Annotated in this window: 23 protein-coding genes; 5 read left to right on the forward strand and 18 right to left on the reverse strand. The window is 68.4% G+C overall.

Features of this window, described 5'->3' with window-relative positions; all coding sequences use genetic code 11:
* Window positions 1-63 precede the first annotated feature (63 nt).
* Window positions 64-1,365 carry a DUF58 domain-containing protein gene (locus H5T77_RS10930; RefSeq protein WP_292648905.1) on the forward strand — a complete coding sequence of 434 codons (1,302 nt, stop codon included), beginning with the start codon at window positions 64-66 and terminating at the stop codon, window positions 1,363-1,365.
* An 8-nt stretch (window positions 1,366-1,373) separates the two neighbouring features.
* On the opposite strand, the gene H5T77_RS10935 is transcribed toward H5T77_RS10930, so the two are convergent.
* On the reverse strand, window positions 1,374-2,369 hold the full coding sequence (locus H5T77_RS10935) for a stage II sporulation protein M (RefSeq protein ID WP_292648907.1): 996 nt from the start codon (window positions 2,367-2,369) through the stop codon (window positions 1,374-1,376).
* A gap of 23 nt (window positions 2,370-2,392) precedes the next feature.
* Between H5T77_RS10935 and H5T77_RS10940 the strand changes: the two genes are divergently transcribed.
* Window positions 2,393-3,253 (forward strand): RDD family protein, encoded by an 861-nt coding sequence (locus H5T77_RS10940; protein ID WP_292648909.1) that lies wholly within the window; start codon window positions 2,393-2,395, stop codon window positions 3,251-3,253.
* A gap of 68 nt (window positions 3,254-3,321) precedes the next feature.
* Here the strand turns inward: H5T77_RS10940 and H5T77_RS10945 are convergent, their stop codons facing one another.
* The 9 genes from H5T77_RS10945 to H5T77_RS10985 all read right to left on the reverse strand — a co-directional run bounded on the left by H5T77_RS10945 (window position 3,322) and on the right by H5T77_RS10985 (window position 11,422).
* Window positions 3,322-3,921 carry a hypothetical protein gene (locus H5T77_RS10945; RefSeq protein ID WP_292648911.1) on the reverse strand — a complete coding sequence of 200 codons (600 nt, stop codon included), beginning with the start codon at window positions 3,919-3,921 and terminating at the stop codon, window positions 3,322-3,324.
* Between the two features lie 57 nt (window positions 3,922-3,978).
* Window positions 3,979-4,701: a tRNA (guanosine(46)-N7)-methyltransferase TrmB gene (gene trmB, locus H5T77_RS10950; RefSeq protein WP_292648914.1), complete on the reverse strand. Its 723-nt coding sequence runs from the start codon at window positions 4,699-4,701 to the stop codon at window positions 3,979-3,981.
* Window positions 4,702-4,877: 176 nt separating this feature from the next.
* The gene (tuf, locus tag H5T77_RS10955) at window positions 4,878-6,071 is read right to left on the reverse strand and encodes an elongation factor Tu (protein ID WP_292648917.1); all 1,194 of its coding nucleotides are present in this window, start codon (window positions 6,069-6,071) and stop codon (window positions 4,878-4,880) included.
* A gap of 84 nt (window positions 6,072-6,155) precedes the next feature.
* Entirely contained in the window at window positions 6,156-8,270 is a 2,115-nt protein-coding gene (gene fusA, locus H5T77_RS10960) for an elongation factor G (protein WP_292648920.1), read from the reverse strand.
* A gap of 83 nt (window positions 8,271-8,353) precedes the next feature.
* A complete protein-coding gene (rpsG, locus tag H5T77_RS10965) occupies window positions 8,354-8,824 on the reverse strand; it encodes a 30S ribosomal protein S7 (RefSeq protein ID WP_292648923.1) in 471 nt (156 codons plus the stop codon).
* A gap of 1 nt (window position 8,825) precedes the next feature.
* The gene (rpsL, locus tag H5T77_RS10970) at window positions 8,826-9,197 is read right to left on the reverse strand and encodes a 30S ribosomal protein S12 (RefSeq protein WP_091052356.1); all 372 of its coding nucleotides are present in this window, start codon (window positions 9,195-9,197) and stop codon (window positions 8,826-8,828) included.
* Window positions 9,198-9,459: 262 nt separating this feature from the next.
* Entirely contained in the window at window positions 9,460-10,710 is a 1,251-nt protein-coding gene (locus H5T77_RS10975; protein WP_292648927.1) for an MFS transporter, read from the reverse strand.
* A complete protein-coding gene (locus H5T77_RS10980; protein WP_292648929.1) occupies window positions 10,707-11,168 on the reverse strand; it encodes a MarR family winged helix-turn-helix transcriptional regulator in 462 nt (153 codons plus the stop codon). Before H5T77_RS10980 ends, H5T77_RS10975 begins: the two co-directional genes overlap by 4 nt.
* A 104-nt stretch (window positions 11,169-11,272) precedes the next feature.
* Window positions 11,273-11,422: a DUF1059 domain-containing protein gene (locus tag H5T77_RS10985; protein ID WP_091052351.1), complete on the reverse strand. Its 150-nt coding sequence runs from the start codon at window positions 11,420-11,422 to the stop codon at window positions 11,273-11,275.
* 169 nt (window positions 11,423-11,591) lie between these two features.
* Between H5T77_RS10985 and H5T77_RS10990 the strand changes: the two genes are divergently transcribed.
* On the forward strand, window positions 11,592-11,981 hold the full coding sequence (locus H5T77_RS10990; RefSeq protein WP_292648932.1) for a DUF2530 domain-containing protein: 390 nt from the start codon (window positions 11,592-11,594) through the stop codon (window positions 11,979-11,981).
* A 23-nt stretch (window positions 11,982-12,004) separates the two neighbouring features.
* Here H5T77_RS10990 and H5T77_RS10995 read toward each other — a convergent pair whose 3' ends face one another.
* From H5T77_RS10995 to H5T77_RS11015, 5 genes are all read right to left on the reverse strand, one after another.
* Window positions 12,005-12,814 carry a DUF3027 domain-containing protein gene (locus tag H5T77_RS10995; RefSeq protein ID WP_292648980.1) on the reverse strand — a complete coding sequence of 270 codons (810 nt, stop codon included), beginning with the start codon at window positions 12,812-12,814 and terminating at the stop codon, window positions 12,005-12,007.
* Between the two features lie 175 nt (window positions 12,815-12,989).
* Window positions 12,990-13,568, reverse strand: a complete 579-nt coding sequence (locus tag H5T77_RS11000) for a GTP-binding protein (protein WP_008360949.1) — start codon at window positions 13,566-13,568, stop codon at window positions 12,990-12,992.
* 13 nt (window positions 13,569-13,581) lie between these two features.
* Window positions 13,582-13,932 carry a DUF742 domain-containing protein gene (locus tag H5T77_RS11005; protein ID WP_179659719.1) on the reverse strand — a complete coding sequence of 117 codons (351 nt, stop codon included), beginning with the start codon at window positions 13,930-13,932 and terminating at the stop codon, window positions 13,582-13,584.
* Window positions 13,933-13,960: 28 nt separating this feature from the next.
* Entirely contained in the window at window positions 13,961-14,356 is a 396-nt protein-coding gene (locus tag H5T77_RS11010; RefSeq protein ID WP_008360946.1) for a roadblock/LC7 domain-containing protein, read from the reverse strand.
* Window positions 14,353-17,655 carry a sensor histidine kinase gene (locus H5T77_RS11015; RefSeq protein ID WP_292648942.1) on the reverse strand — a complete coding sequence of 1,101 codons (3,303 nt, stop codon included), beginning with the start codon at window positions 17,653-17,655 and terminating at the stop codon, window positions 14,353-14,355. The genes H5T77_RS11010 and H5T77_RS11015 overlap by 4 nt, the downstream gene beginning before the upstream one ends.
* Window positions 17,656-18,124: 469 nt before the next feature.
* Here H5T77_RS11015 and H5T77_RS11020 point away from each other — a divergent pair, with 469 nt between their 5' ends.
* Window positions 18,125-18,523: a cold-shock protein gene (locus H5T77_RS11020; RefSeq protein ID WP_292648945.1), complete on the forward strand. Its 399-nt coding sequence runs from the start codon at window positions 18,125-18,127 to the stop codon at window positions 18,521-18,523.
* A 4-nt stretch (window positions 18,524-18,527) separates the two neighbouring features.
* On the opposite strand, the gene H5T77_RS11025 is transcribed toward H5T77_RS11020, so the two are convergent.
* The 3 genes from H5T77_RS11025 to H5T77_RS11035 form a co-directional block, all read right to left on the reverse strand.
* Entirely contained in the window at window positions 18,528-19,235 is a 708-nt protein-coding gene (locus H5T77_RS11025; protein WP_292648948.1) for a M50 family metallopeptidase, read from the reverse strand.
* A 79-nt stretch (window positions 19,236-19,314) separates the two neighbouring features.
* Entirely contained in the window at window positions 19,315-20,160 is an 846-nt protein-coding gene (larE, locus tag H5T77_RS11030; protein ID WP_292648951.1) for an ATP-dependent sacrificial sulfur transferase LarE, read from the reverse strand.
* 9 nt (window positions 20,161-20,169) lie between these two features.
* Window positions 20,170-21,144, reverse strand: coding sequence for a nitrate- and nitrite sensing domain-containing protein (locus tag H5T77_RS11035; protein WP_292648954.1), 975 nt, complete (start codon window positions 21,142-21,144; stop codon window positions 20,170-20,172).
* A gap of 104 nt (window positions 21,145-21,248) precedes the next feature.
* On the opposite strand from H5T77_RS11035, the gene lepB reads away from it, so the two are divergent.
* On the forward strand, window positions 21,249-22,010 hold the full coding sequence (lepB, locus tag H5T77_RS11040; RefSeq protein WP_292648957.1) for a signal peptidase I: 762 nt from the start codon (window positions 21,249-21,251) through the stop codon (window positions 22,008-22,010).
* Window positions 22,011-22,130: the final 120 nt, after the last annotated feature.

Genomic DNA, 22,130 nt, shown 5'->3' on the forward strand with positions numbered 1-22,130 from the left:
CTGGCGCCGAGAGGTCAGTTTCTTGGCTCGAGACGTCAGTTTCTCCGAGTCGAGGCGGCGCTGATGGCGATCACCTGGCGCGTCGCGCTGCTCATGCTGGCCGGCATCATCCCGGTCGTCCTGCGGCCGGGGGCGGACACTGCTGCGATCTGGATCGTGCTCGTGGTCGTGCTGGTGCTGGCCGATGTCGTCCTGGCTCCGAATCCGGCGGCTCTGGAGATCGGCCGGAAGCCGCTCGGCGGGATCCGGCTGGGCGACTCGACGACCTCGGAGCTGGTGCTCCGCTCCCCCGGTCGGCGCGTCAGAGCGATGGTGCGCGACGCCTGGCAGCCCACGGCCGGCGCGACTGGCAACCGACACCGGATCCGGCTCGGTCGAGGCGAGAGCACCAGGCTGCGTACGCCGCTGCGGCCGCGCCGCCGCGGAGACCTGCGCGCGCTCGGGGTGACGGTCCGGAGCTTCGGGCCCATGGGCCTGGGCGCACGGCAGAGCACCCGCCCAGTCGGCGGCTCGGTGCGGGTCCTGCCCGCGTTCGAGTCGCGTAAGCACCTCCCGTCCCGGCTTCAGCGTCTGCGTGAGCTCGACGGCCGGGCCGCTGTGCGGGTGCGCGGGCAGGGGACGGAGTTCGACTCGCTGCGGGAGTACGTCCGAGGCGACGACGTACGCTCCATCGACTGGCGCACCACCGCCCGCTCCCGCACCGTCGTGGTCCGCACCTGGCAGCCGGAGCGGGACCGCCGCGTCGTGCTGGTGCTCGACACGTCCCGCACCTCGGCCGCCCGGGTCGAGGGCACCGGCGGTGGGGTGCCGCGGCTCGACTCGGCGATGGATGCCGGGCTCCTGCTCGCCGCCATCGCCTCCCGGGCAGGCGACCGGATCGACTTCATCGCCGGCGACCTGCGCGTCCGCTCCCGGGTCCGGCTCGCCGGACAGCGCGACGTCACCCAGCGTCTGCAGGAGGCGATGGCCGACCTCGAACCGGTCATCGCCGAGGCCGACTGGTCCAATCTCGCCGGCGCAGTCGCGGGTCTCGGTCGCCACCGCGCGCTCGTGGTCCTGCTGACGCCCCTCGATCCGCACGCGATCGAGGAGTCGCTCCTTCCCGTACTGCCGGTCCTGACCCAGCACCACCGCGTCGTCCTCGCCTCGGTCCGCGACCCCGAGCTCGAGGCCACAGCAGCCGCGCGGGACACCCTCGAGGACGTCTACGCCGCGGCCGCCGCCGAGCAGACCCTCCGCCGCCGCGAGCACACCGCCGCCATGCTCCGCACCTTGGGCGTCGACATCGTCGACGCCGACGCCGAGTCCCTCCCACCCGCTCTCGCCGACCACTACCTCCAGCTCAAGGCCACCGGTCAGCTCTAGGCCATGGCCTACGCCTGGGTGGCGACGCGGTCCTCGAGCAGCCGCTCGTCGATGTCACCCGTCTCGCCGCGAGAGGCGGCGGCGCGGCCGACGATGAAGACGTACGCGAAGAACGCGACCTCGGCGAGGATGCCGATGCCGACGCGGGCCCAGGTGGGCAGGGGCGATGGGGTGACGAAGGCTTCGATGATGCCGGAGATCAGCAGCACGACGATGAGCCCGAGGGCGATGCCTCCGGCGGTGCGGCCCTCCCGGGCCATCGACTGACCGCGCGTCAGCGGCCCGGGGTCGATCCAGGACCAGAAGATCCGCAGCCCGACGGCGCCGGCGACGAAGACCGCAGTCAGCTCCAGCAGGCCATGGGGCAGGATCAGGCCCCAGAACTGGCCGCCGCGGTCATGACGGTGCATCAGGGTGCCGAGGATCGCCAGGTTGGAGATGTTCTGGAACATCGAGTAGATCACCGGCAGCCCGAGCACGCCCAGGGCGATGCAGATGAACGAGACCCAGACGTTGTTGACCCAGACCTGGGTGGCGAACGACGAGGCCGCATGCTCGCTGTAGTAGCCCTCGATGTCGTGCTCGACGAGCTGCCTGACCTGCTCCGGGCCGAGCAGCGACTGCTCGACCTCCGGGTGACGCAGGAGCCACCAGATCATCACCGCGGTGACGACCACGTTGGCCACCAGCATCCCCAGCCACCACCAGCGCAGCCGGTAGAGCGCGGCCGGGAACCGACGGGTGAAGAACCGCAGGACGCCGGACCAGGTGCTGGTCCGGGTGCCGGTGGTGCGGTTGCGGGCCGCGGCCAGCAGCACCGAGAGATGCTGGACCACCGTCGGGTCCGGGGCGTTGCTGCGTACGACCGAGAGCTGGGTGCTCACCCGTTGATAGAGCTCGACCAGCTCGTCGGCCTGGGCACCGCTCAGCCGGCGCTCTGCCAACAGCTCCTCGAGCCTGGTCCGGTCGGCCGCGGTCGCGGCCAGATACGCATCGAGATCCACGCCCGCAGCGTACGCTGACCGCCATGACCCTCGCGCCGCAATCGCCCGAGCGACGTCCTCAGGAGCAGAGCCTCCCCCAAGAACGTGAGCTGCTGACCGACGACGACCTCGTCACCGGCGACGCGGTCGCCCTCGACCTGCCGGCGGCCGGGCTGGGGATGCGGCTGCTCTCAGGGCTGATCGACGTGCTGGTGACCTGCGTCCTGCTGGTGGTCTTTCTGATCCTCTTCATGACCGCGACCTTCGACACCGACGAGGCCCTCGCCTGGGCCGCCTACATCGCGGCGACCGCCGCGGTCCTGGTCGTCTTCCCGACTGCCATCGAGACGCTCACCCGCGGCCGGTCGCTCGGCAAGCTGGCGCTCGGACTGCGGACGGTGCGGGACGACGGCGGCGCGATCAGCTTCCACCACGCGTTCATCCGTGCCTTGGTCGGCGTCGTCGAGATCTACGGCACCAGCGGTGCCGCTGCCCTGATCACGGCGATGATCCACCCCCGCGGAAAGCGCCTCGGCGACATCGCGGCCGGGACCTACGTCATCCGCGTCCGGGTTCCGCTGAACCGTCCGGCGCCGGTCCAGATGCCGCCCGGGCTCGCGGCCTGGGCCTCCCGTGCGGACGTCGCTGCCATCCCCGTCGGTCTGAGCCTGGCGGTGCGCCGGTTCCTCTCCGGCGAGGTCGGCACCTCCACCGATCCGGTCCGCCGCCACGCACTCGCCGAGCGCCTGGCGACCCACGTCCAGACCTACGTCGCCCCTGGCCCTCCCCCGGGCACACCGCCCGAGGCCTACCTGGCCGCAGTGCTCGCAACCCGCCGCGACAGGGACGTCGCCCGGCTAGCCCGCGACAAAGACCTCCGCACTCGCCTGACGTCGCGAAGTTAGGGGTCGACGGGGTAGTCCGGTAGCGAACTGCCTATTACTCGCCGGTATATGGGCAGTTCGCTACCGGACTACCCCTTCAGTCCAACGGACCTCAGCTCCAGCGCGGCCAATTTCGCCACCACGTCGGGATCGCCGTCGCGCCAGGCCCTGACAGGGTCGTCGCTGATCTTCACCAGCTTGTGCAGCGGTTGGGTCGATATCGCCCTGAGGGCGAGCAGGTCGGCGCCGGTGCCGGCCTTCAGGAACCGCTGCGTCGAGGTGGCTCTGCGGATGAACCGCCACCGCAGAGGCACGTAGACCAGCATCCACATCAGCACCGGAACGACCACGACCGCGATCGCCAGCCCGATCGCGATGCTGGCCACGGCCTCGACCTGCGCCTCGCCGGCCGCGGCGAGCTGGTCGGCCGCCTTCGCGGCCCCCGTGAACGGCGCCGCGATCCCGTCCTTGACCAGCGGCAGGTCATCGACCCTGCCGGCCGCCTCGAGCATCCTCTCGGAGAGCGAGGTGCCGGCGGCGTCCATCTTCTCGCCGGGCAGGGCGAGCGCCGAGACCATCTCGTGGACGAACCTGCCGATGAGGACCCACCCGACGACCCACACCACCGTCAGCAGGTCGGCGAACAGCTGGGCAACGCGCCGCGTGGGCGTATCGGCGTACCACTTCATGGCACTGATCCTTGCGGCTCCAGCGCCACAGATCAGTCACGACACGGGTAGTTCGGGTCAACGCCTCCGGTAGAGCAGGTCGGTGATGACCCGATCCTTGGCCAGCCCCTTCCGCTCGAACTTGGTGATCGGACGCTCGTCCCAGCGGTCGACCACGCCACCGCTCAGCAGCGGCTCGGCGTCGAGGACCTCGACCATCTGCTCGGCGTACTCTACCCAGTCGGTCGCCAGCCGCCAGGTGCCACCTGTCTGGAGCCGTTCGGCGACCATCCGCGCGTTGGCGGGCGTGACCAGGCGTCGCTTGTGATGACGGGTCTTGTGCCACGGGTCGGGGAAGAAGGTCCAGACCTCGCTGACCGACTCGGGGGCGACGAGGTTCTCGAGGGTCCAGAGCGCGTCGACGCTGCAGAACCGTACGTTGGTCGCCCCGGCTGCACCCACCCGGGCGAGGCTCTCCGCGACGCCGGGCCGCCAGACCTCCAGCGCCAGGATGTTGGCCTCGGGACGGTTTGCCGCCAACACCGCGGTCGCCTCCCCCACGCCCCCGCCGATGTCGACGATCAGCGGAGCGTTGCGACCGAACCAGCTCTCCAGCGAGAAGCCCGGCTCGTCGACCGCCTCGTCGGGGATGACCCAGTCTGCTGCGTACGCGTCCCAGGCTTTTTGCTGCTTGGCGTCCAGGCGGCTGCCGCGGCGGGCGTAGGTGAGGACCTCTCTTACCGTGCGGCCGTCGTCGAGCAGCTTTTGGTGAGGTCTTGCTGGGCGGATTGGGTCTGTCACGTTTCTTACCTTGGTCTCGTGGCGCGCCGACGCGGCGCAATCCGGTCCTCGCTTCGCTCCGGTCCGTTTGCGCCGAGTCGGCGCTTACTAAGCAAACAAGGAGCATCTAGTCCAACGCGAAAGGCCCCCTTCGCCTTGCGGCTCCGGGGACCTTCCACGTTGGATCAGACGATCACTTACTTGATGATCTTCGTGACGCGACCCGCGCCGACGGTGCGACCGCCCTCACGGATAGCGAACTTCAGACCCTCGTCCATCGCGATGGGCTGGATGAGCTCGACCGACATCTCGGTGTTGTCACCCGGCATGACCATCTCGGTGCCCTCGGGGAGGGTCACAACGCCGGTCACGTCCGTGGTCCGGAAGTAGAACTGCGGACGGTAGTTGTTGAAGAACGGCGTGTGACGGCCACCCTCCTCCTTCGAGAGGATGTAGACAGAGCCCTCGAAGTTGGTGTGCGGGGTGGTGGTGCCCGGCTTGATGACAACCATGCCGCGCTCGACGTCCTCGCGCTTGGTGCCGCGGAGCAGCAGCCCGACGTTCTCGCCGGCCTGGCCCTCGTCGAGCAGCTTGCGGAACATCTCGACGCCGGTGACGGTCGACTTCTGCGAGGTCTCGCGGATGCCGACGATCTCGACCTCTTCGCCGACCTTGACGATGCCGCGCTCGATACGACCGGTGATGACGGTGCCACGACCGGTGATCGTGAAGACGTCCTCGACGGGCATCAGGAACGGCTTGTCGGTCTCACGAGCCGGGGTCGGGATGTAGTCGTCGACGGCCTGCATGAGCTCGGCGACGGAGTCCATCCACTTCTCCTCGCCCTGCAGGGCGGGGAAGGCGGCAACGCGCACGACCGGCAGGTCGTCACCCGGGAACTCGTACTCGCTGAGGAGCTCACGCACCTCCATCTCGACGAGCTCGATGAGCTCCTCGTCGTCGACCATGTCGCACTTGTTGAGCGCGACGACGATCGACGGCACGCCGACCTGGCGGGCCAGGAGCACGTGCTCCTTGGTCTGCGGCATCGGGCCGTCGGTGGCGGCGACCACGAGGATCGCGCCGTCCATCTGCGCGGCACCGGTGATCATGTTCTTGATGTAGTCCGCGTGACCCGGGCAGTCGACGTGAGCGTAGTGACGCGACTCGGTCTGGTACTCGATGTGCGCGATCGAGATCGTGATCCCGCGCTGGCGCTCCTCGGGGGCCTTGTCGATGTCCTCGAACGCGAACTCCGGGTTCAGGTCCGGGTACTTCGCGTGCAGCACCTTCGAGATCGCCGCGGTAAGGGTGGTCTTACCGTGGTCGATGTGACCGATGGTGCCGATGTTGACGTGCGGCTTGTTCCGCTCGAACTTCGCCTTAGCCACTGTGGGCTCCTCCTGGTGTGATTTTCTTACTGACTCGTACTGAAAGGTGGTGCTGCCGAAGTCCCTGGACGGGCGACCCGAAGGTCACTCGCCACGGGCCTTCTTGATGATCTCGTCGGCGACGTTCGTGGGAACCTCGGCGTACGAGTCGAACTCCATCGAGTACGACGCCTGACCACTGGTCTTGGACCGGAGGTCACCGACGTACCCGAACATCTCGGAAAGCGGGACGAGCGCGTTGACGACCATGTCGCCGTGACGCTCCTCCTGCGAAGACACCTGGCCGCGGCGGGAGTTGATGTCGCCGATCACGGTGCCCAGGAAAGTGTCCGGGGTGGTGACCTCGACGGCGAACATCGGCTCCAGCAGAACGGCCTTCGCCATGCGGGCGGCCTCCTTGAAGGCCTGGTTGCCGGCGATCTTGAAGGCGAGCTCGGAGGAGTCGACGTCGTGGTAGGCGCCGTCCTCGAGCGATACCTTCACATCGACCATGGGGAAGCCGGCGAGGATGCCGAACTCCATGGCGTCCTGCGCACCCTGGTCGACCGAAGGGATGTACTCCTTCGGCACGCGACCACCGGTGACGTTGTTGGCGAACTCGTAGCCCGCGCCCTGGCCCGTCTCCTCGTCGATGTTGGGCTCGACGGAGATGACGACCTTCGCGAACTGACCCGAACCACCGGTCTGCTTCTTGTGTGTGTAGCTGTGGTTCGAGACCTTCTTGCGAAGCGTCTCGCGGTAGGCGACCTGCGGCTTGCCGACGGTCGCCTCGACCTTGAACTCGCGCTTCATCCGGTCGACGAAGACCTCCAGGTGGAGCTCGCCCATACCGGCGATGATCGTCTGGCCGGTCTGCTCGTCGGACTTGACCGTGAAGGTCGGGTCCTCCTCGGTGAGCCGCTGGATCGCCGTGCCGAGCTTCTGCTGGTCGCTCTTGGTCTTCGGCTCGATGGCGACCTCGATCACCGGAGCGGGGAAGGACATCGACTCGAGCACGACCGGGTTGGTCGGGTCGCACAGGGTGTGACCGGTCTTGGTGTCCTTCAGACCCATGACGGCCACGATCTGACCGGCGCCCACCGACGCGATCTCCTCACGCTTGTTCGCGTGCATCTGGTAGATCTTGCCGATGCGCTCCTTGCGGCCGTTGATCGGGTTGACCACGGTCGCACCCGCCTCGACCTTGCCGGAGTAGACGCGCAGGTAGAACAGCTTGCCCAGGTGCGGGTCGGAGGCGATCTTGAAGACCAGACCGGAGAACGGCTCGGACTCGGAAGGCTGGCGAGTGACCTCGACCTCCTCGTCCTTGACGTCGTGGCCGATGATCGACTCGACATCGAGCGGCGAGGGCAGGTAGTCGACGACCGCATCGAGCAGGGGCTGGACGCCCTTGTTCTTGAACGCGGTGCCGGTGAGGATCGGGTTGAGCTTGTCGGCCAGGGTCGCGCGACGGATGGCGGCCTTCAGGGTGGGCACGTCGAAGACGTCGCCCTCCTCGAGGTAGACCTCCATGATGTCGTCGTCGGCCTCGGCGAGGGTCTCGACCAGCTTCTCGCGGTATTCCGCAGCCTTGTCGGCGAGGTCGGCGGGGATCTCCTCGACCGTGTAGTCCTCACCCATCTCGGTCTCGCCGCGCCAGACCTTGGCGTGCATCTCGACCAGGTCGACGACACCGATGAAGTCGGACTCGGCACCGATCGGCAGCTGCAGCACCAGCGGGGTGGCGTGCAGCTTGTCGACGATCGAGTCGACGACCATGTAGAAGTCGGCACCGGTGCGGTCGAGCTTGTTGACGAAGCACATCCGCGGGACGGCGTACTTGTTCGCCTGACGCCACACGGTCTGCGACTGCGGCTCGACACCGGCAACACCGTCGAAGACGGCGACGGCACCGTCGAGGACGCGCAGCGAGCGCTCCACCTCGACCGTGAAGTCGACGTGCCCCGGGGTGTCGATGATGTTGATCTGGTGGTCCTTCCACCAGCAGGTCGTCGCGGCAGACGTGATCGTGATGCCGCGCTCCTGCTCCTGCTCCATCCAGTCCATCGTGGCTGCGCCTTCGTGGACCTCACCGATCTTGTACGAGATACCGGTGTAGAACAGGATGCGCTCGGTGGTGGTGGTCTTACCGGCATCGATGTGCGCCATGATGCCGATGTTGCGGACCACATTGAGGTCCGTGGTGATGTCGACGGCCACTGTCTTCAGCGTTCCTTAAAGAGATTGTCTTCGGTCTGGAGGGGCGGGGTGCCCCCATTGTGCGGTAGGCACCCCGCCTTACGTCACCAGCGGTAGTGCGCGAAGGCCTTGTTGGACTCGGCCATCTTGTGAGTGTCCTCGCGCTTCTTCACAGCGGCGCCGAGGCCGTTGCTCGCGTCGAGGATCTCGTTCATCAGACGCTCGGCCATCGTCTTCTCACGACGGTCCTGGGCGTAGCCGACGAGCCAGCGCAGAGCGAGCGTGGTGCCACGCGTGCCCTTGACCTCGATCGGAACCTGGTAGGTCGCGCCACCGACCCGGCGGGACTTGACCTCGATGGCCGGCTTCACGTTGTCCATCGCACGCTTGAGCGTGACCACGGGGTCGGTGCCGGTCTTCTCGCGGCAGCCCTCGAGCGCGGTGTAGACGATGCGCTGAGCGACCTGCTTCTTGCCGTCCTGCAGGACCTTGCTGACGAGCTGGGTTACGAGCTGCGAGCCGTAGACGGGGTCGACGACGAGCGCACGCTTGGGAGCGGGACCCTTACGAGGCATGTCACTTCTCCTTCTTCGCGCCGTAGCGCGAACGGGCCTGCTTGCGGTTCTTGACACCCTGGGTGTCGAGCGTGCCGCGGATGATCTTGTAGCGAACGCCGGGGAGGTCCTTCACACGACCGCCACGGACGAGCACGATGGAGTGCTCCTGAAGGTTGTGACCCACGCCCGGGATGTAAGCGGTGACCTCGACGCCGGAGGAGAGGCGCACACGGGCGACCTTCCGGAGGGCGGAGTTCGGCTTCTTCGGGGTGGTGGTGTAGACGCGCGTGCAGACGCCACGGCGCTGCGGCGATCCCTTGAGGGCAGGCGTCTTCGACTTAGTCGCCTTGTCCTCGCGGCCCTTGCGGACCAGCTGGTTGATTGTGGGCACCTCGGTGGTTCCCCTTCTTTTCTGCTCTCACTACGCGGCGCTCTACCGCGAAGGATCCAATGTTGTGCGTCCAGGTGGTGCGATACCAACTGGTTCCGCCTCGCCCCCGAGGTCGGGCGTGTCGCCCATACCTCAACAGCATGAAGACGGATCTTTCGAACCGAATCCCCGCTAGAGGGCGCCGAACCCGGGTCCGAGACCTTTTCTCGAGCTTGTTCCGGGCACGCGCGACGGCCTGGTTGTCCCAGACACGCTTCAGAGGCTACCCGGCGGCCTGAGAGGGGGTCAAAACGGCCCGGATACCACCTCGGAGCGCGACCAGGAGCAGGACCCCCGCAAGCGTGCCGAACAGGACCATGGTGCCACTGGCGTACAAGGTCGTGCGGGCGCCGAAGTGCTCGCCGATGAAGCCGATGAGCGGGGCCCCGAGCGGGGTGCCGCCCATCAGGACGGTCATGTAGATCGCCATCACCCGGCCGCGGAACTCGGGTGCCGCCTCGGTCTGCATGGTGGCGTTGCAGGCGTTGAGCACCGTGATCGTGCAGAACCCGACGATCGGGCCGGTCAGGGCGAACAAGGCGTACGTCGGCATGAACCCCGACATGATGACGGACAGCCCGAACCCGATCGAGGCCGCCACGATCAGCCGGAGCGGGATCCGGGTGCGGCGGGCGCCGAGCAACGCGCCCGAGAGCGAGCCGACGGCCAGGACGGTGCCGAGGAGGCCGTACTCGCTGGCGCCCTTGCCGAACTCCTCGGTCGCCATCAGCGCCGAGGTGATCGGGAAGTTCGCCCCGAACGTGCCGACGAAGAAGACGATGACGAGCACCATCAGCATCTTGGGCTGCGTACGGATGTAGCCGACCCCCTCGCGCAGCATCCCGCGCCGCCGGGCGACCGGGTCGGGCGAGCGGAGCTCGCCGGTGTTCATCCGCTGCAGCTGTCCGATGACGGCAAGGTAGGAGACGGCATTGATGAGGATGACCCAGCCGGTCGCCTGGGGACCGCCGCCCAGCGCGCCGATGAGCAGACCGGCCGTCGCCGGTCCGACCAGGCGGGCGAGGTTGAACGAGGCCGAGTTGAGGCCGACGGCGTTGGTGACATCGTCGGGGTGGACCATCTCCGAGACGAACGACTGCCTGCCGGGGCCGTCGAAGGCGGCACCGATGCCGAAGAGGAAGGCGACCAGGTAGACCATCCACACCTCGGCGTTGGCGCTCACCGCGAGCACACCGAGGAGCAGCGACATCAGCGCCATCCAGCCCTGGGCCACCTGCAGCAGGCGGCGCTTCGGGAAGCGGTCCGCGATGACCCCGGCGTAGGGGCTGAGCAGCAGGATGGGCAGGAACTGCAGGCCGGTCGTGATGCCGAGCGCCGCTCCCCCGCCGCCCAGACTCAGGACCAACCAGTCCTGGGCGATGCGTTGCATCCAGGTGCCGACGTTGGAGACGACACTGCCGGCTAGGTACAGGCGGTAGTTGTGGCTGCGCAGGGAACGGAACGTGGGGCTCAACTGGTAGCGATTCTCTCCATGATCGAAGCGGCAGTGCGGATAGCGGCGAGCTCGTCGGCATCGAGGTCGACGAGCTGCTGGGCAAGCCAGGCGTCCCGACTGAGCCGGTCCTTGCGTACGGTCCGGCGACCCTTGTCGGTGATCGAGACCAGCACCTGGCGGCGGTCGGTCTCGCCCTGGCGGCGTACGACGTAGCCGCCCTCCTCGAGGAAGTTGACCATCCTGGTCATGCTCGGCGGCTGGACCCGCTCGCGTCCGGCGAGAGCGCCGAGGGTCATCTCGTCGTTGGCGTACAACGCCCCGAGCACCGCCATGGACCCCAGGGAGAGGTCGTTGTCGGGGTGGCGCTCGTTGGCGAGACGGCGGCGCATCCGCATGACGGAGGTGCGCAGCACCGACGCGACCTCGGGGATGTCAGAGGTCGCGTCGGACGCGGGAACGGGCTGTGCGATAGGCATGTCGGCAAGCATAACTACTTACCGGAACTAACTATTCCCGGAGAATCACAGATCGGTGCCCGATGGCGAGCCCGGCGCGTGGCCGGTCGAACAGAACGGCTCGGTCAGGACATCGCGGCGAGCATCAGGATGTCGTCGCGGCTGTAGGTGCGGCCGGGGTGAGCCTCGGCGAGGTGCTCCTGCACCTTCTCGACCAGCTCGTCGTCGGTCTCCGTGCGGAAGTTGGTGCCACAGGGGCAGCGAAGCGAAGCCATCAGGAACCTCCCAGGTCGTCGGGCCATGCCGAGACCTGCTCGGCAGGCCCAGACTATCGCCCACCCAAGGCCCACTAAGGTTGGGAGGCATGAGCGAGCGCCAGCGAGCGACCATAGGCCTCAGGCCGCCGCGTCCGTATTCTTCGCCCACATCGACGGAGGCGGCGGCATGAACGACCAGTACCGCGACGAGGACTACTCCGGCGCCTACCCGGAGCAGCAGTACGACGGGTACGACGGCGGCCACTACCCCGAGGTGGGCGGCTACCCGCAGGACTACGGCTACGAGGAGCCGCCTGTCGAGGAGCCCGCCGCGGAGCGCCCGGAGCCGAAGATCGAGCTGGTCGACGAGGACGGCATCCGGGCGTTCGAGCTCGCCACTCTCGGCTGGCTCGTCGGGTTCGTCGCCCTGCTCCCGTTCTGGGGGCTGCTCAACGACCGCGGCTGGACCTGGTGGATCTGGACCTGCCTGGCGGCCTTCGGCATCGGCGCCATCGGCATCGAGCTGACCCGGCGCCGCAAGGTGCGCCGGCTGCGCGCCGAGGGGCTGCAGCTCTAGGGCAGCGCCAGAGCCTGAGAGGCCTAGAAGGTCTCGACGTCGGCGCTGATGGTGTCGAAGACCGGGTCCGGCAGCGGCAGCGGCTCGTGCTTCTTCGCCAGCCGCACCTCCGAGTGCGCACCGCACCCGTGGTTGAGGCTGACCACCTTGCCGTCGTCGTTGGCGTCGCCGTTGGCGCAGACGCCGAAGCTCGACGCGAGATGGCCGGTCAGCCGGACCAGGAAGCCACAGCTGTGGCACTGGTCGGGGGCAGCCTGCGCGAGCGGCGCCTCGGGACCACCGTCGCCGGTGTACCAACGCTCCGCGGCGGCGTCGAAGCCGGAGGTGGACAGGGTCCGGACACGGCCGAGGCCGAGGTCCTTCGCGACCTCGCGCACCTGGGCCTTCTCGTCGGCGTCGAGCGGGTCGTCACCGAAGGCGTACGTCGGGACCAGCCGCGCGTCGTCGTCCTCGACCGGGAGGAGATCCCCGGGCGAGAGGTCGCCTGGCTTGATCCGCTCGCGGTAGGGCACCCAGGCGGGCGCGACGATCGCAGCGTCACCGGGGACCAGGACGATCTCGTTGATCGTCACCGGAGCGTCGACGCCGAATCCCGGACCGTCCAGGGTGGGCACGGTGACGAGCGTGACCGACCAGTGCCAGCCCACGTACCCCTTGCGGGAGCAGGCGAACAGGTGGGTCACGACGCCTGGGCCGGCGCCCTCCTCGGCCACATGGCCGAGGTGTTCTCCGACGTCACCTGCTGGCACGTCGGACAGGAGCGCGGCGCGGGCCTCGTCGACGGCAGCGACGGCCGTCGCATCGGCGTACGGGGTCGAGATCACGATCCACATCTTCGCCCACAGGCGTCTCAGGTTCCACTTCGGGGTCACCTTGCGCCACCACAACCTGAACTTCCGCACAACGCGTGATCCTCCCAGACGTACGCCGCTACTGCACAGTCACGGCATGTATTGAGACGACAACACCCGCCGAGCATGGCTACGGCGGGTGCTGGCTGTCGCTGGATTACTGCAGAGCGCGCGTGGAGACCATGGAGAGGACGTACTCGACGAGCGAGATCAGCGTCGCCTTGGTCGACTGACGGTCGCGGGCGTCACAGGTGACGATCGGGATGTCCGGGCGCAGAGCCAGAGCCTCGCGGATCTGCTCCGGCTTGTAGGCCTGGTTGGCGCCGAAGACGTTGTGGGCGACGACGAACGGCACGTTGCGGGACTCGAAGTAGTCGATCGCGCCGAAGGAGTCGGCGAGACGACGGGTGTCGATGAGCACCACAGCGCCGATGGCACCCTGGGTCAGGTCGTCCCACATGAACCAGAACCGGTTCTGACCGGGTGTCCCGAACAGGTAGAGGATCAGGTCGGAGTCGAGGGAGACCCGGCCGAAGTCCATCGCGACCGTGGTGGTCTTCTTGTTCGGCACTGCGGAGAGGTCATCGACGCCGGCGGTCGCCTGCGTCATCACGGCCTCGGTCGTCAGCGGAACGATCTCCGAGACGGAACCCACGAAGGTCGTCTTACCAACGCCGAACCCGCCGGCGATGACGATCTTCGCAGACATTGTCGCCTGCTTGGAGTCGGTGGTCACTGCAATACTCCTGTCAAAGCTTCCTCAGGCCGGACAGCACGCGCTCGAGGAGAGCGGTGTCCGGGGCGTCCGGGACCTTGCTGGCGTGCACCTGCACCACGCCGCGCTCCGCAAGGTCACCGATCAGGACTCGGGCGACACCCAGGGGCACCCGGATGAGCGCCGCTACCTCGGCGACGGAACGGCTCTCACGGCAGAGCTCTGCGATCGTCCGCTCCTCGGGCGACCGGACGTAGCCGTCGATCACGTAGCGGTCCGTGATCACCAGGGCTTCTATCGGGAAGACGCGCTTGGGTTGCGTGCGGCCACGGGTCAGGGCATACGGCCTGACCAGCGGCGGCGGTTCGGATGCGTGGTTGCTCACGATCTCGGTCCTAGGGTCGGGGCACTGATCAGGCGCCGGTTCTGGTGTCGGGGGTGAGGGCGGTGGCAACACGCGAGATCAACAGCTGCATCTGGTAGCCAACCTGTCCCAGATCGCAGTCGGGGGCGGCAAGGGCAGCAAGGCTGGAGCCCTCACCAACCGCCATGAGGACCAGATAGCCACCATCCATCTCGATGACCATCTGCTGGACATTACCCGCCGCGAAGCACCGAGCTGCTCCCTGGGTAAGACTGGTGAGACCGGAGGCGATCGCCGAGAGCTGGTCGGCCCGGTCCGGGGGGAAGTCGACGGAGCTGGCCATCGGCATGCCATCAGCCGACACCAAGATCGCGTGAGCGATGTCAGGGGTGCGCTGGGTCAGGCTGTCGACAAGCCAGTCCAGTCCTGCGGGGGCCGTTGTCACTGCTGCTCCTCACCTTCGGGGTTGCTTTCCGCCTCAGCGGGGTTGTTGCGGGCGCGGCTGACGCCCTTCTGGAAGCTGGACAGGCCACGGGTGCGGCGAGCGTCCATATTACGCGGACCTGAGGCCGCTGGGGTGACGGCTGGGGCCGCACCTGGGATCAGGTTCTGACCCGGGACACGCACCGGGAGGCCACCTTGGGTCACCGTCGCTGGCTCCTGCTCCTGCAGCTGCTCCAGCTCCTGCGCCCGTCGCCAACCCTCGTCACCCGGCGAGGACCAGCTCGTCGGCGTGGTCGGTTCGTCGTCCTGAGCCGCCGGCTCCTCGACGGGAGCACCCGCCGGGGCGGCCGCAGCAGCGGCGTCGCCGGCCCTGGCACCGGTGTCGGTCTTGGCGGCCGGAGCAGCGATCGGGTCGGTGAGCGGGTCGCCCTTGGCCTCCATCGCCCGGCGCGCGCCCAGCGGGCGACGGCGGGTGAACCACTCGGACTGGAGGTCGTCGAAGATCGAGCTTCCCTCGTCATCGAGGATCGGAACCTCGGTGGTCGAGTCGAGCGGGTTCGCCGAGTTGGTCGGCTCCGGAGCCATCGGGCCCATCGGGCTCGGGGCGATCGCGTCACCGGCAGGACCGAACGGGTCGTCGTCGGGACCGAAGCCCGGCGGCGGCGTGCGCGGCGTGGTGCGCTCGTTGGGACGCTCGAACGTGCGGAACGCGCCGGTGTCGGTGCCGAACGGGCTGCCACCCTGGCCGCCCGGTTCGCGACGAGGGAGCTCGCCGGCGTCGGTGCTCGGGTCGAAGCGACCGTCGGGGAAGCGCGCAGCCAGGTCCTCGGCCTTGCGAACCGGGAGCATGCTGGACAGGAAGTTCTGCTGCGGGCCGCTCTGGTTCTGCTGCGGGGCCGGCGGCTGATGGGAGCCGAACGGGTCCGCACCGAACTGCTGCTGGCTGCCGCTGAACTGCTGCGGCTGGGCCGGGAAGCTGCCCGTGCGTGCGGTGTGCGGCTCGAAGCCGGGGTCGCCCGGCATCGGCGGGACGCCACCGTAGGCGGGCTGCTGACCCGTGTGGGTGCCGGTCTGACCGTAGCCGTTGTGCTGGCCGGACTGACCGTCGCCGCCCTGCTGTGCGAAGCCCGCCGAACCGCCACCGGAGAGGTTGGGGTGGTTGGAGGCGCCGGGCGTACGGCTCGGCAGCGCCGGGGGCGCTGCGGCGGAGGCCATGGGTGCCTCGGGCGCCGGAAGGGCGCCGACAGGCACGTCGTAGGGGTTGCCACCGGTATGCGGCTGGGCGTCGTAGGCCGGCATCCCGTACTGCATCTCGTAGGGGAGCTCGCCGGTGCCCGGGTAGCCGCCGGCCTGCTGGCCGTAGCCGCCCTGCTGGAAGGCGTAGGCGTCGAAGCCCTGCTGCTGACCCGACGGGGCCTCGACGGCGTGAGCGCCGACGATGGTGGTGACCGGCATCTCGACGCGCGCGACCACACCGCGGGGGCGGTTGGGCACGAGCTCGATGTAGAGGCCGTGACGCGCCGCCAGGCGCGCGACCACGACCAGACCCATCATCCGGGCGACGTCGGCGTCGAGGCCGGTCGCGCGGCGCAGCTTCATGTTGGCGGCGTCGAGCTCCTCCGGCGTCATGCCGATGCCGAGGTCCTCGATCTCGACCAGCAGCGGCGCGGCCGGACCGGCGCGGAAGGTGCGGATCGTGACCGCGGTGTCGGGCGGGGAGAAGTTGGTGGCGTTCTCGATCAGCTCCGCGAGCAGGTGCACGAGGTCACCTGCGATCGCACCCTCGAACTCGGCGTTCTCGTCGGAGTCGATGTCGACCCGGGCGAACTGCTCGATCTCGGAGGCCGCGGCGCGGAGCACGTCGAGGACCGGGACCGGGCCACGAGCGGCGTGGCCGATCTCGCCGCCGGCGAGAACCAGGAGGGACTCGTCGTTGCGGCGCATTCGGGTGGCGAGGTGGTCCAGGCGGAACAGGTTCGCGAGGTCATCCGGGTCCTGCTCGTTGGCCTCGAGCTGGTCGATGAGCTGGAGCTGGCGCTCGACGAGGCTCTGCGAACGGCGCGAGAGGTTCATGAACATCTTGTCGACGTTCGTACGCAGCTCGGCCTGCTCGCCGGCCAGTCGGATCGCCTCGACGTGGACCGCGTCGAACGCGTCCGCGACGTCACCGATCTCGTCTCGGCGAGCGATGTCCAGGGGCTCGACATGGGTGTCGACCGGGCCTTCGGCCTGGTTCATGTAGGCGACTCGCTCAGGCAGGTCGTGGTTGGCCAGGTTGTAGGCCAGACGACGCAGCTGGCTCAGCGGCGACAGGATGGAGCGGGCCGCGACCAGCCCGACGGCGAGGGCGAAGATCAGAACGCCGAGGACCAGCAGGCCGATGATGATGGCGTCGCGGCTCGCGTCGGACTTGATCTGAGCGACGTCGGCGCTGATCTCCTCGGCGGTCTGGACGATCAGCTTCTGCAGACCACGGATGAACTCCGTGCTGGCCTCGGTGTACTGGTCCGGGGTCATCTTGACCCGGTCGATGCTGCCGCTGGAGATCACCTGGTTGACGACCCGGTGGGCAGGCGCCCCGATCGAGCCCTGCTCGGTGGTCTCGTTGGTCAGCTCGTCGAGAACCTGACGGATCTCGTCGGACGTCTTCACGTAGTAGTCCGCCGTGGACAGGCGCCACTTGGCCTCTGCGCGGGCGAGCTCGGCGAACTGGGCGTCGCTGAGGACGTCGGGGTTGGTCTCACCCCTCCCCTCGGCGGCGGCCTTCTCGTTCAGCGCCTTCATCATGATCGCGCGCTCGACACCCATGGCCTCTGAGGCGGAGCGCACGTTGCTGATCGCGGAGATCTTCGAGAAGACCTCGTCGTCCTCGAGCGTCGGCATCTGCGCCGAGATGCCGAAGAGGTTGTTCATCACGGTGGTGTAGGCCAGCTGGGCCTCGACCTGGGTGTCCTTCTCCTGGATCTGCGCACGCAGGTCGTCGATGCCGTTCAGCGCCTGCTGGATCTCGACGATGCTGTTCTCGAGGTCCTTGTCCTCGCCGGCGTCGATCTCCTTCGCCTTGGCGCTCCACGCCTCGATCGACTCATCGGTCGTCTGCTGCAGCGGCCGCATGACGACCTCGGGAACACCAGCGAGCGCACCGTCACGCTCGAAGAGGATGTTGATCGCGAGGTTGTAGGTGTCAGGCAGCGCCTGGGCGACGGTCTCGGCCTGGCGTGCTTCCGCCTGGGCGGAGAGGGCGCGCGAAATGCTCAACCCACCGAACACCATCGCCGCGATGGTCGGGACGAGCAGCACGAAGATGAGGCGCGCTCGAATTCCCTGCCAGGGCTTACGTTCCGGACGGTGGGCTGTGCTTGCGTATGGCTCGGCCATTACTCCCTCTCGTGGCCATGTCACATCAATCCCGAGAGGCGCGCACCATCTGTGGCGCACACCCCAGTCCCCCGCCGCGAAGACTGCTGGCACCCGGGCGTACCTGTCTGCAGTCTTTGGCGACGTAAACTTACGTCATAAGTGGTCTCGATTACCAATGGTGTACGAAATCATTTGCAAATCTATGGAGGGGCAGGCGGAGTATATGCCCCACCCGCGTGAGGGACGATACGTCGAACCATCCGATGCCCGTCGATGCCGCCGATGACCGGAGAGGGGAATACCCCACGCGTCTCTGGGCGGCGAGGACTAGGCTCTTCCGCGTCGGCCGTCAAAGTCGCCGGACGACGTACGTTTGAAGCGCTGATGCGCGAGGAAGGGGCAAGCTGCCGTGCCTACTGGCAAGGTCAAGTGGTTCGACGCCACCAAGGGCTTCGGGTTTCTGTCACAGGACGACGGTCCGGACGTGTACGTCCACGCCGACGCGCTCCCAGAGGGCACTGCCAAGACCTTGAAGGCCGGCACCCGGGTCGAGTTCGGCATCGCCCAGGGGCGCCGTGGTGAGCAGGCGCTCTCGGTGACCATCCTGGAGCGCGCGCCTTCCGTCGCCGGGCGCCAGCGGGCCGCCAAGCGCCGCAACCCCGAGGAGATGGAGCTGATCGTCGAGAACGTGATCAAGCTCCTCGACGACATCCGGGACGGCTACGCCCAGGGGCGCCCGCCCACGCGGGAGCTGGCGAAGAAGGTCTCCCCCGCGCTGCGCCAGATCGCCGACGAGTTCGAGCTCTGATCCTCTAGATCCAGCTCAAGTCGGGGATCAGGGTCTGTACGCCGACCACCAGGCCGGCGAGGTTGACGGCCAGCAGGACGAGGATCCAGAGCACAGACGGGATGCCGGTCAGGCCGGCGAGCTGGTCGGGGTCGGATCCCCGGCGGCCTCGCTCGCCGCGGCCGAGGAGCTCGAGGAGCGGCCGCGGCGAGGCGAGCAGGAGCAGCCAGGTCACCAAGGTGGCGACGATCGTCTGGAGGCGGCCGTCGGCGTACCAGCTGATCGCGCCCAGTGCGGCGCCGAGCACCAGCAGGACGACGAGGCCGTAGCCGTTGCGTACCCACAGCAGGAGCACGAGCATCGCCGCCACCAGCAGCCACAGCAGTCCCAGGGCGTGGCTGGCCGCGAGCATGGTCGCGCTCAGCAGACCGAGGAGCGCCGGCGCGAGATAGCCGGCGGCGAGCATCGCCACCATCCCCGGCCCGGTAGGCTTGCCTCGGGAGAGCGTGACCCCCGAGGTGTCGGAGTGGAGCTTGATCCCGGACAGGCGCCGGCCGACCAGGACCGCCACCACCGCGTGGCCGGCCTCGTGGACCACGGTGACGCCGAGTCGTACGGTGCTCCAGCTCCCACGCCATATGACCAGCGTCAGAGCGACGAGTCCGGCGCCGATCAGCCAGGGCGCTTCGGGGACGGTCTGGGTCGCGGTGATCGTGTCCCAGAACTCCCTCACGCCGCCCCCTCCGTAGCGCAAGCGCCAGAATACGAAGGCGACGGCGTGTTGCGCTCGTGGTTCACTCGCTGACGCTCGCTCACTTGGCTGCCTTCTGGTTCATCGATCCGGAGCGGAAGCCGCGTGGGTCGATCTCCACGGCGGTGAATCCTGCGTCGGTCACGGTCTTGAGCACCTCGTCGGCATGGTGGGGTTCGAGAGGCAGGAGGGTAGCCGACAGCTCCACGGTGGCCTTCTCCCCGTGGTCGCGCACCCGCAGGTCCACCCTGGCGGCGTCGTGGCCGCGGGCGGCCAGGACGCGGCGTACGCCCTGCTCTGCTCTCTCCACGCGCGCGAGGCGCCTCGGCGTGACCTCGAGGCCATAGGCGATCCGGCTCGAGAGACAGGCAGCGGCCGGCTTGTCCCAGGTCGGCAGCTCCCAACGGCGTGAGGCCTCGCGGATCTGCGCCTTCGTCAGGCCGGCGTCCTTGAGCGGGGTGATCGCGCCACGCTCGGCGGCCGCGCGGATGCCGGGGCGGAGACCGTGGAGCCCCTCGACCGCGTCGTCGGCGTTGGTGCCGGTGGCGACATGGGCCAGGCCGAGCTCGCCGGCCAGCGGGATCAGAGTGTCGAGCAGCTCCGCCTTGCAGAAGAAGCATCGGTCGGTGCCGTTGGCGCGGTAGCCCTCCCGCTTCATCTCGTGGGTCTGCGGGGTGACGAGGCGTACGCCGAGGCTCCTCGCGAACTCCGCGGCCGGGTCCCGCTCCGCGATCGGGAGGCTGTGGGAGTAGCCGGTCGCGGCGGCGACGTTCGCGCTGGTCAGGGCTCTCGTCGCGGCCGCCAGGAGGAAAGCGCTGTCTGCGCCCCCGGAGAAGGCGACCAGCACGCTCCCCCGAGACTTGAGATCCGCTTCGAGAGCGCTGAGCCGTTGATCGAGGTCGGACACGCTCTGACCCTATCCGCGTACTCCAGGGGCTGCCGCGGAGCAGCGACGCGAGGCCAGGACGACCAGCACGACAGTGAGCACGATGACGAGCACGGCCAGGAGACCCACGACGGCGACGGTCAGGACGACCGCGGTCAGCGCGGCTCGAGTCTCCTCGTCTCGCTCGACCCGCAGGTCCTCGACGATCTCCTGCACCGCGGCCCTGAGCACGCCCTGCAGATCCCGCATGAACCCAGTGCTGGACATGACGTAGACGTCCGGGGCAGCGGCGGACGAGTCGGCGCCGCTCTCGGCGATGACCTGGTTGACGATCTGCTGCGCAGGGACGCCGACCGCTCCTTCGGTGGCCGTGCCCCGGGTCAGCCGGTCGAGCGCCTCCCGCTGCTGGTCGGAGGTCTTCTCGTAGAAGTCTGCGAGCGAGCTCCGCAGCCCGGCCTCGGCCTCGACCAGGGACGCGAGCTCCTTCTCGCCAAGCCGTTGCACGCCGGGCCTCTGCGCCCTGGACAGGAAGGTCGTCATGAGCAGGCGCTCCTGGCTCAGCGACTCCCAAGTCTCGGGGGCGCTGCCCAGCGCCTCGATCATGGAGGCGGTCCGCGCATCCGTGACCTCCGGCAGGTGCGCGGCGATGCCGAACAGGTCGTTCATCAGGTCGGTGTATCGCTGCTGCGCCTCCTCGCCGGGCTCGCGGGCCTGCGTACGCAGGTCGTCGATGTCGGCGAGCGCCCGATCGATCTGATCGAGCGTCGCGTCGAGCTGCTCGTCCTCACCGCGGTCGATGTCCCGTACGCCGACACGCCACGCCTCCGCCGCGAGGTCGGTCCGTTCCTGCAACGGCCTGGTCACTACGGGAGGAACGCCGGCCAGGGCCCCATCACGCTCGAAGCTCAACGCGGCCGCGAGGTCGACGGTCGGCACCAGAACCTCGGCGAGTGCCGCGGACCGCTGGATGGTGGCCGCCTGGTCCGTCGCTCGGGAGACACCCACCTCTCGGGTCCGGCGGGGAGTGGAACCCTAGGACAGGACGGACACTTCGCGCCCATGATTTCCGGATCGCAACCGGCGGGGCACCGTCTGGATAGGGTCTGACCATGGGGGCAGAGCGGGAGACGTCGGCGAAGTCGGACCGACGGTCGAGAAGCACTCTGGGCTCGATCGTCGAGATCTTGATCATCGCGGTGATGGCGATCCTGCTCACGGTCGTCATCAAGACCTTCCTCGCCCAGGCGTTCTACATCCCCTCGGAATCGATGAAGCCCGGGCTGGAGGTCAACGACCGGGTGCTGGTCGAGAAGCCGTCCTACTGGATGGGCACCCCTGAGCGCGGCGACGTCGTCGTCTTCGCCGACCCTGGCAACTGGCTCTCGGCCAACGAGGTCCCGCCCGCGCCGACCGGCTTCAAGGCCGCGCTCGCCAAGATCGGGCTCTACCCGTCCGGTGACCACCTGGTGAAGCGGGTCATCGGGGTCGGCGGCGACACCGTGGAGTGCTGCGAGTCGGGTCGCATCGTGGTCAACGGCACTCCGCTGGACGCGTCCTCGTTCATCGCCCCCTCAGGCACGTGCGACGGCCCGATGGCGCAGGACAACGGCACGTACCCCCGCGGCGGCTGCCGGGGCTGGAAGGCCGTCGTTCCCGAGGGCCGGCTCTTCGTGATGGGCGACAACCGCGCCAACTCCGCCGACTCGTCGTTCCACCTGTGCAGCCCCGAACGCCAGAGGTCGGGCGACGAGGCCTGCGCGAGTGCCTTCGTACCCGTCTCCGACGTCGTCGGCCGCGTAGCCGTCGTCTTCTGGCCCACCGACCGCTTCGGCATCGAGCACCGCCCCGAGACCTTCGACGCCGTCAACTGACCCTCGCCGAGGCGTCACGCATGCCTCAACCTGGCCGTCACGGGCGCGGTTTTCGCCGAGCCTTCGCCGCAGGCCGAAGCCGCCTATGAGCGTGGCGTCGCCGCGCAGCGCTCCGGCGAC

It is taken from the genome of Nocardioides sp. (assembly GCF_014360585.1).
In the GTDB taxonomy this organism is placed as follows: Bacteria; Actinomycetota; Actinomycetes; order Propionibacteriales; family Nocardioidaceae; genus Nocardioides.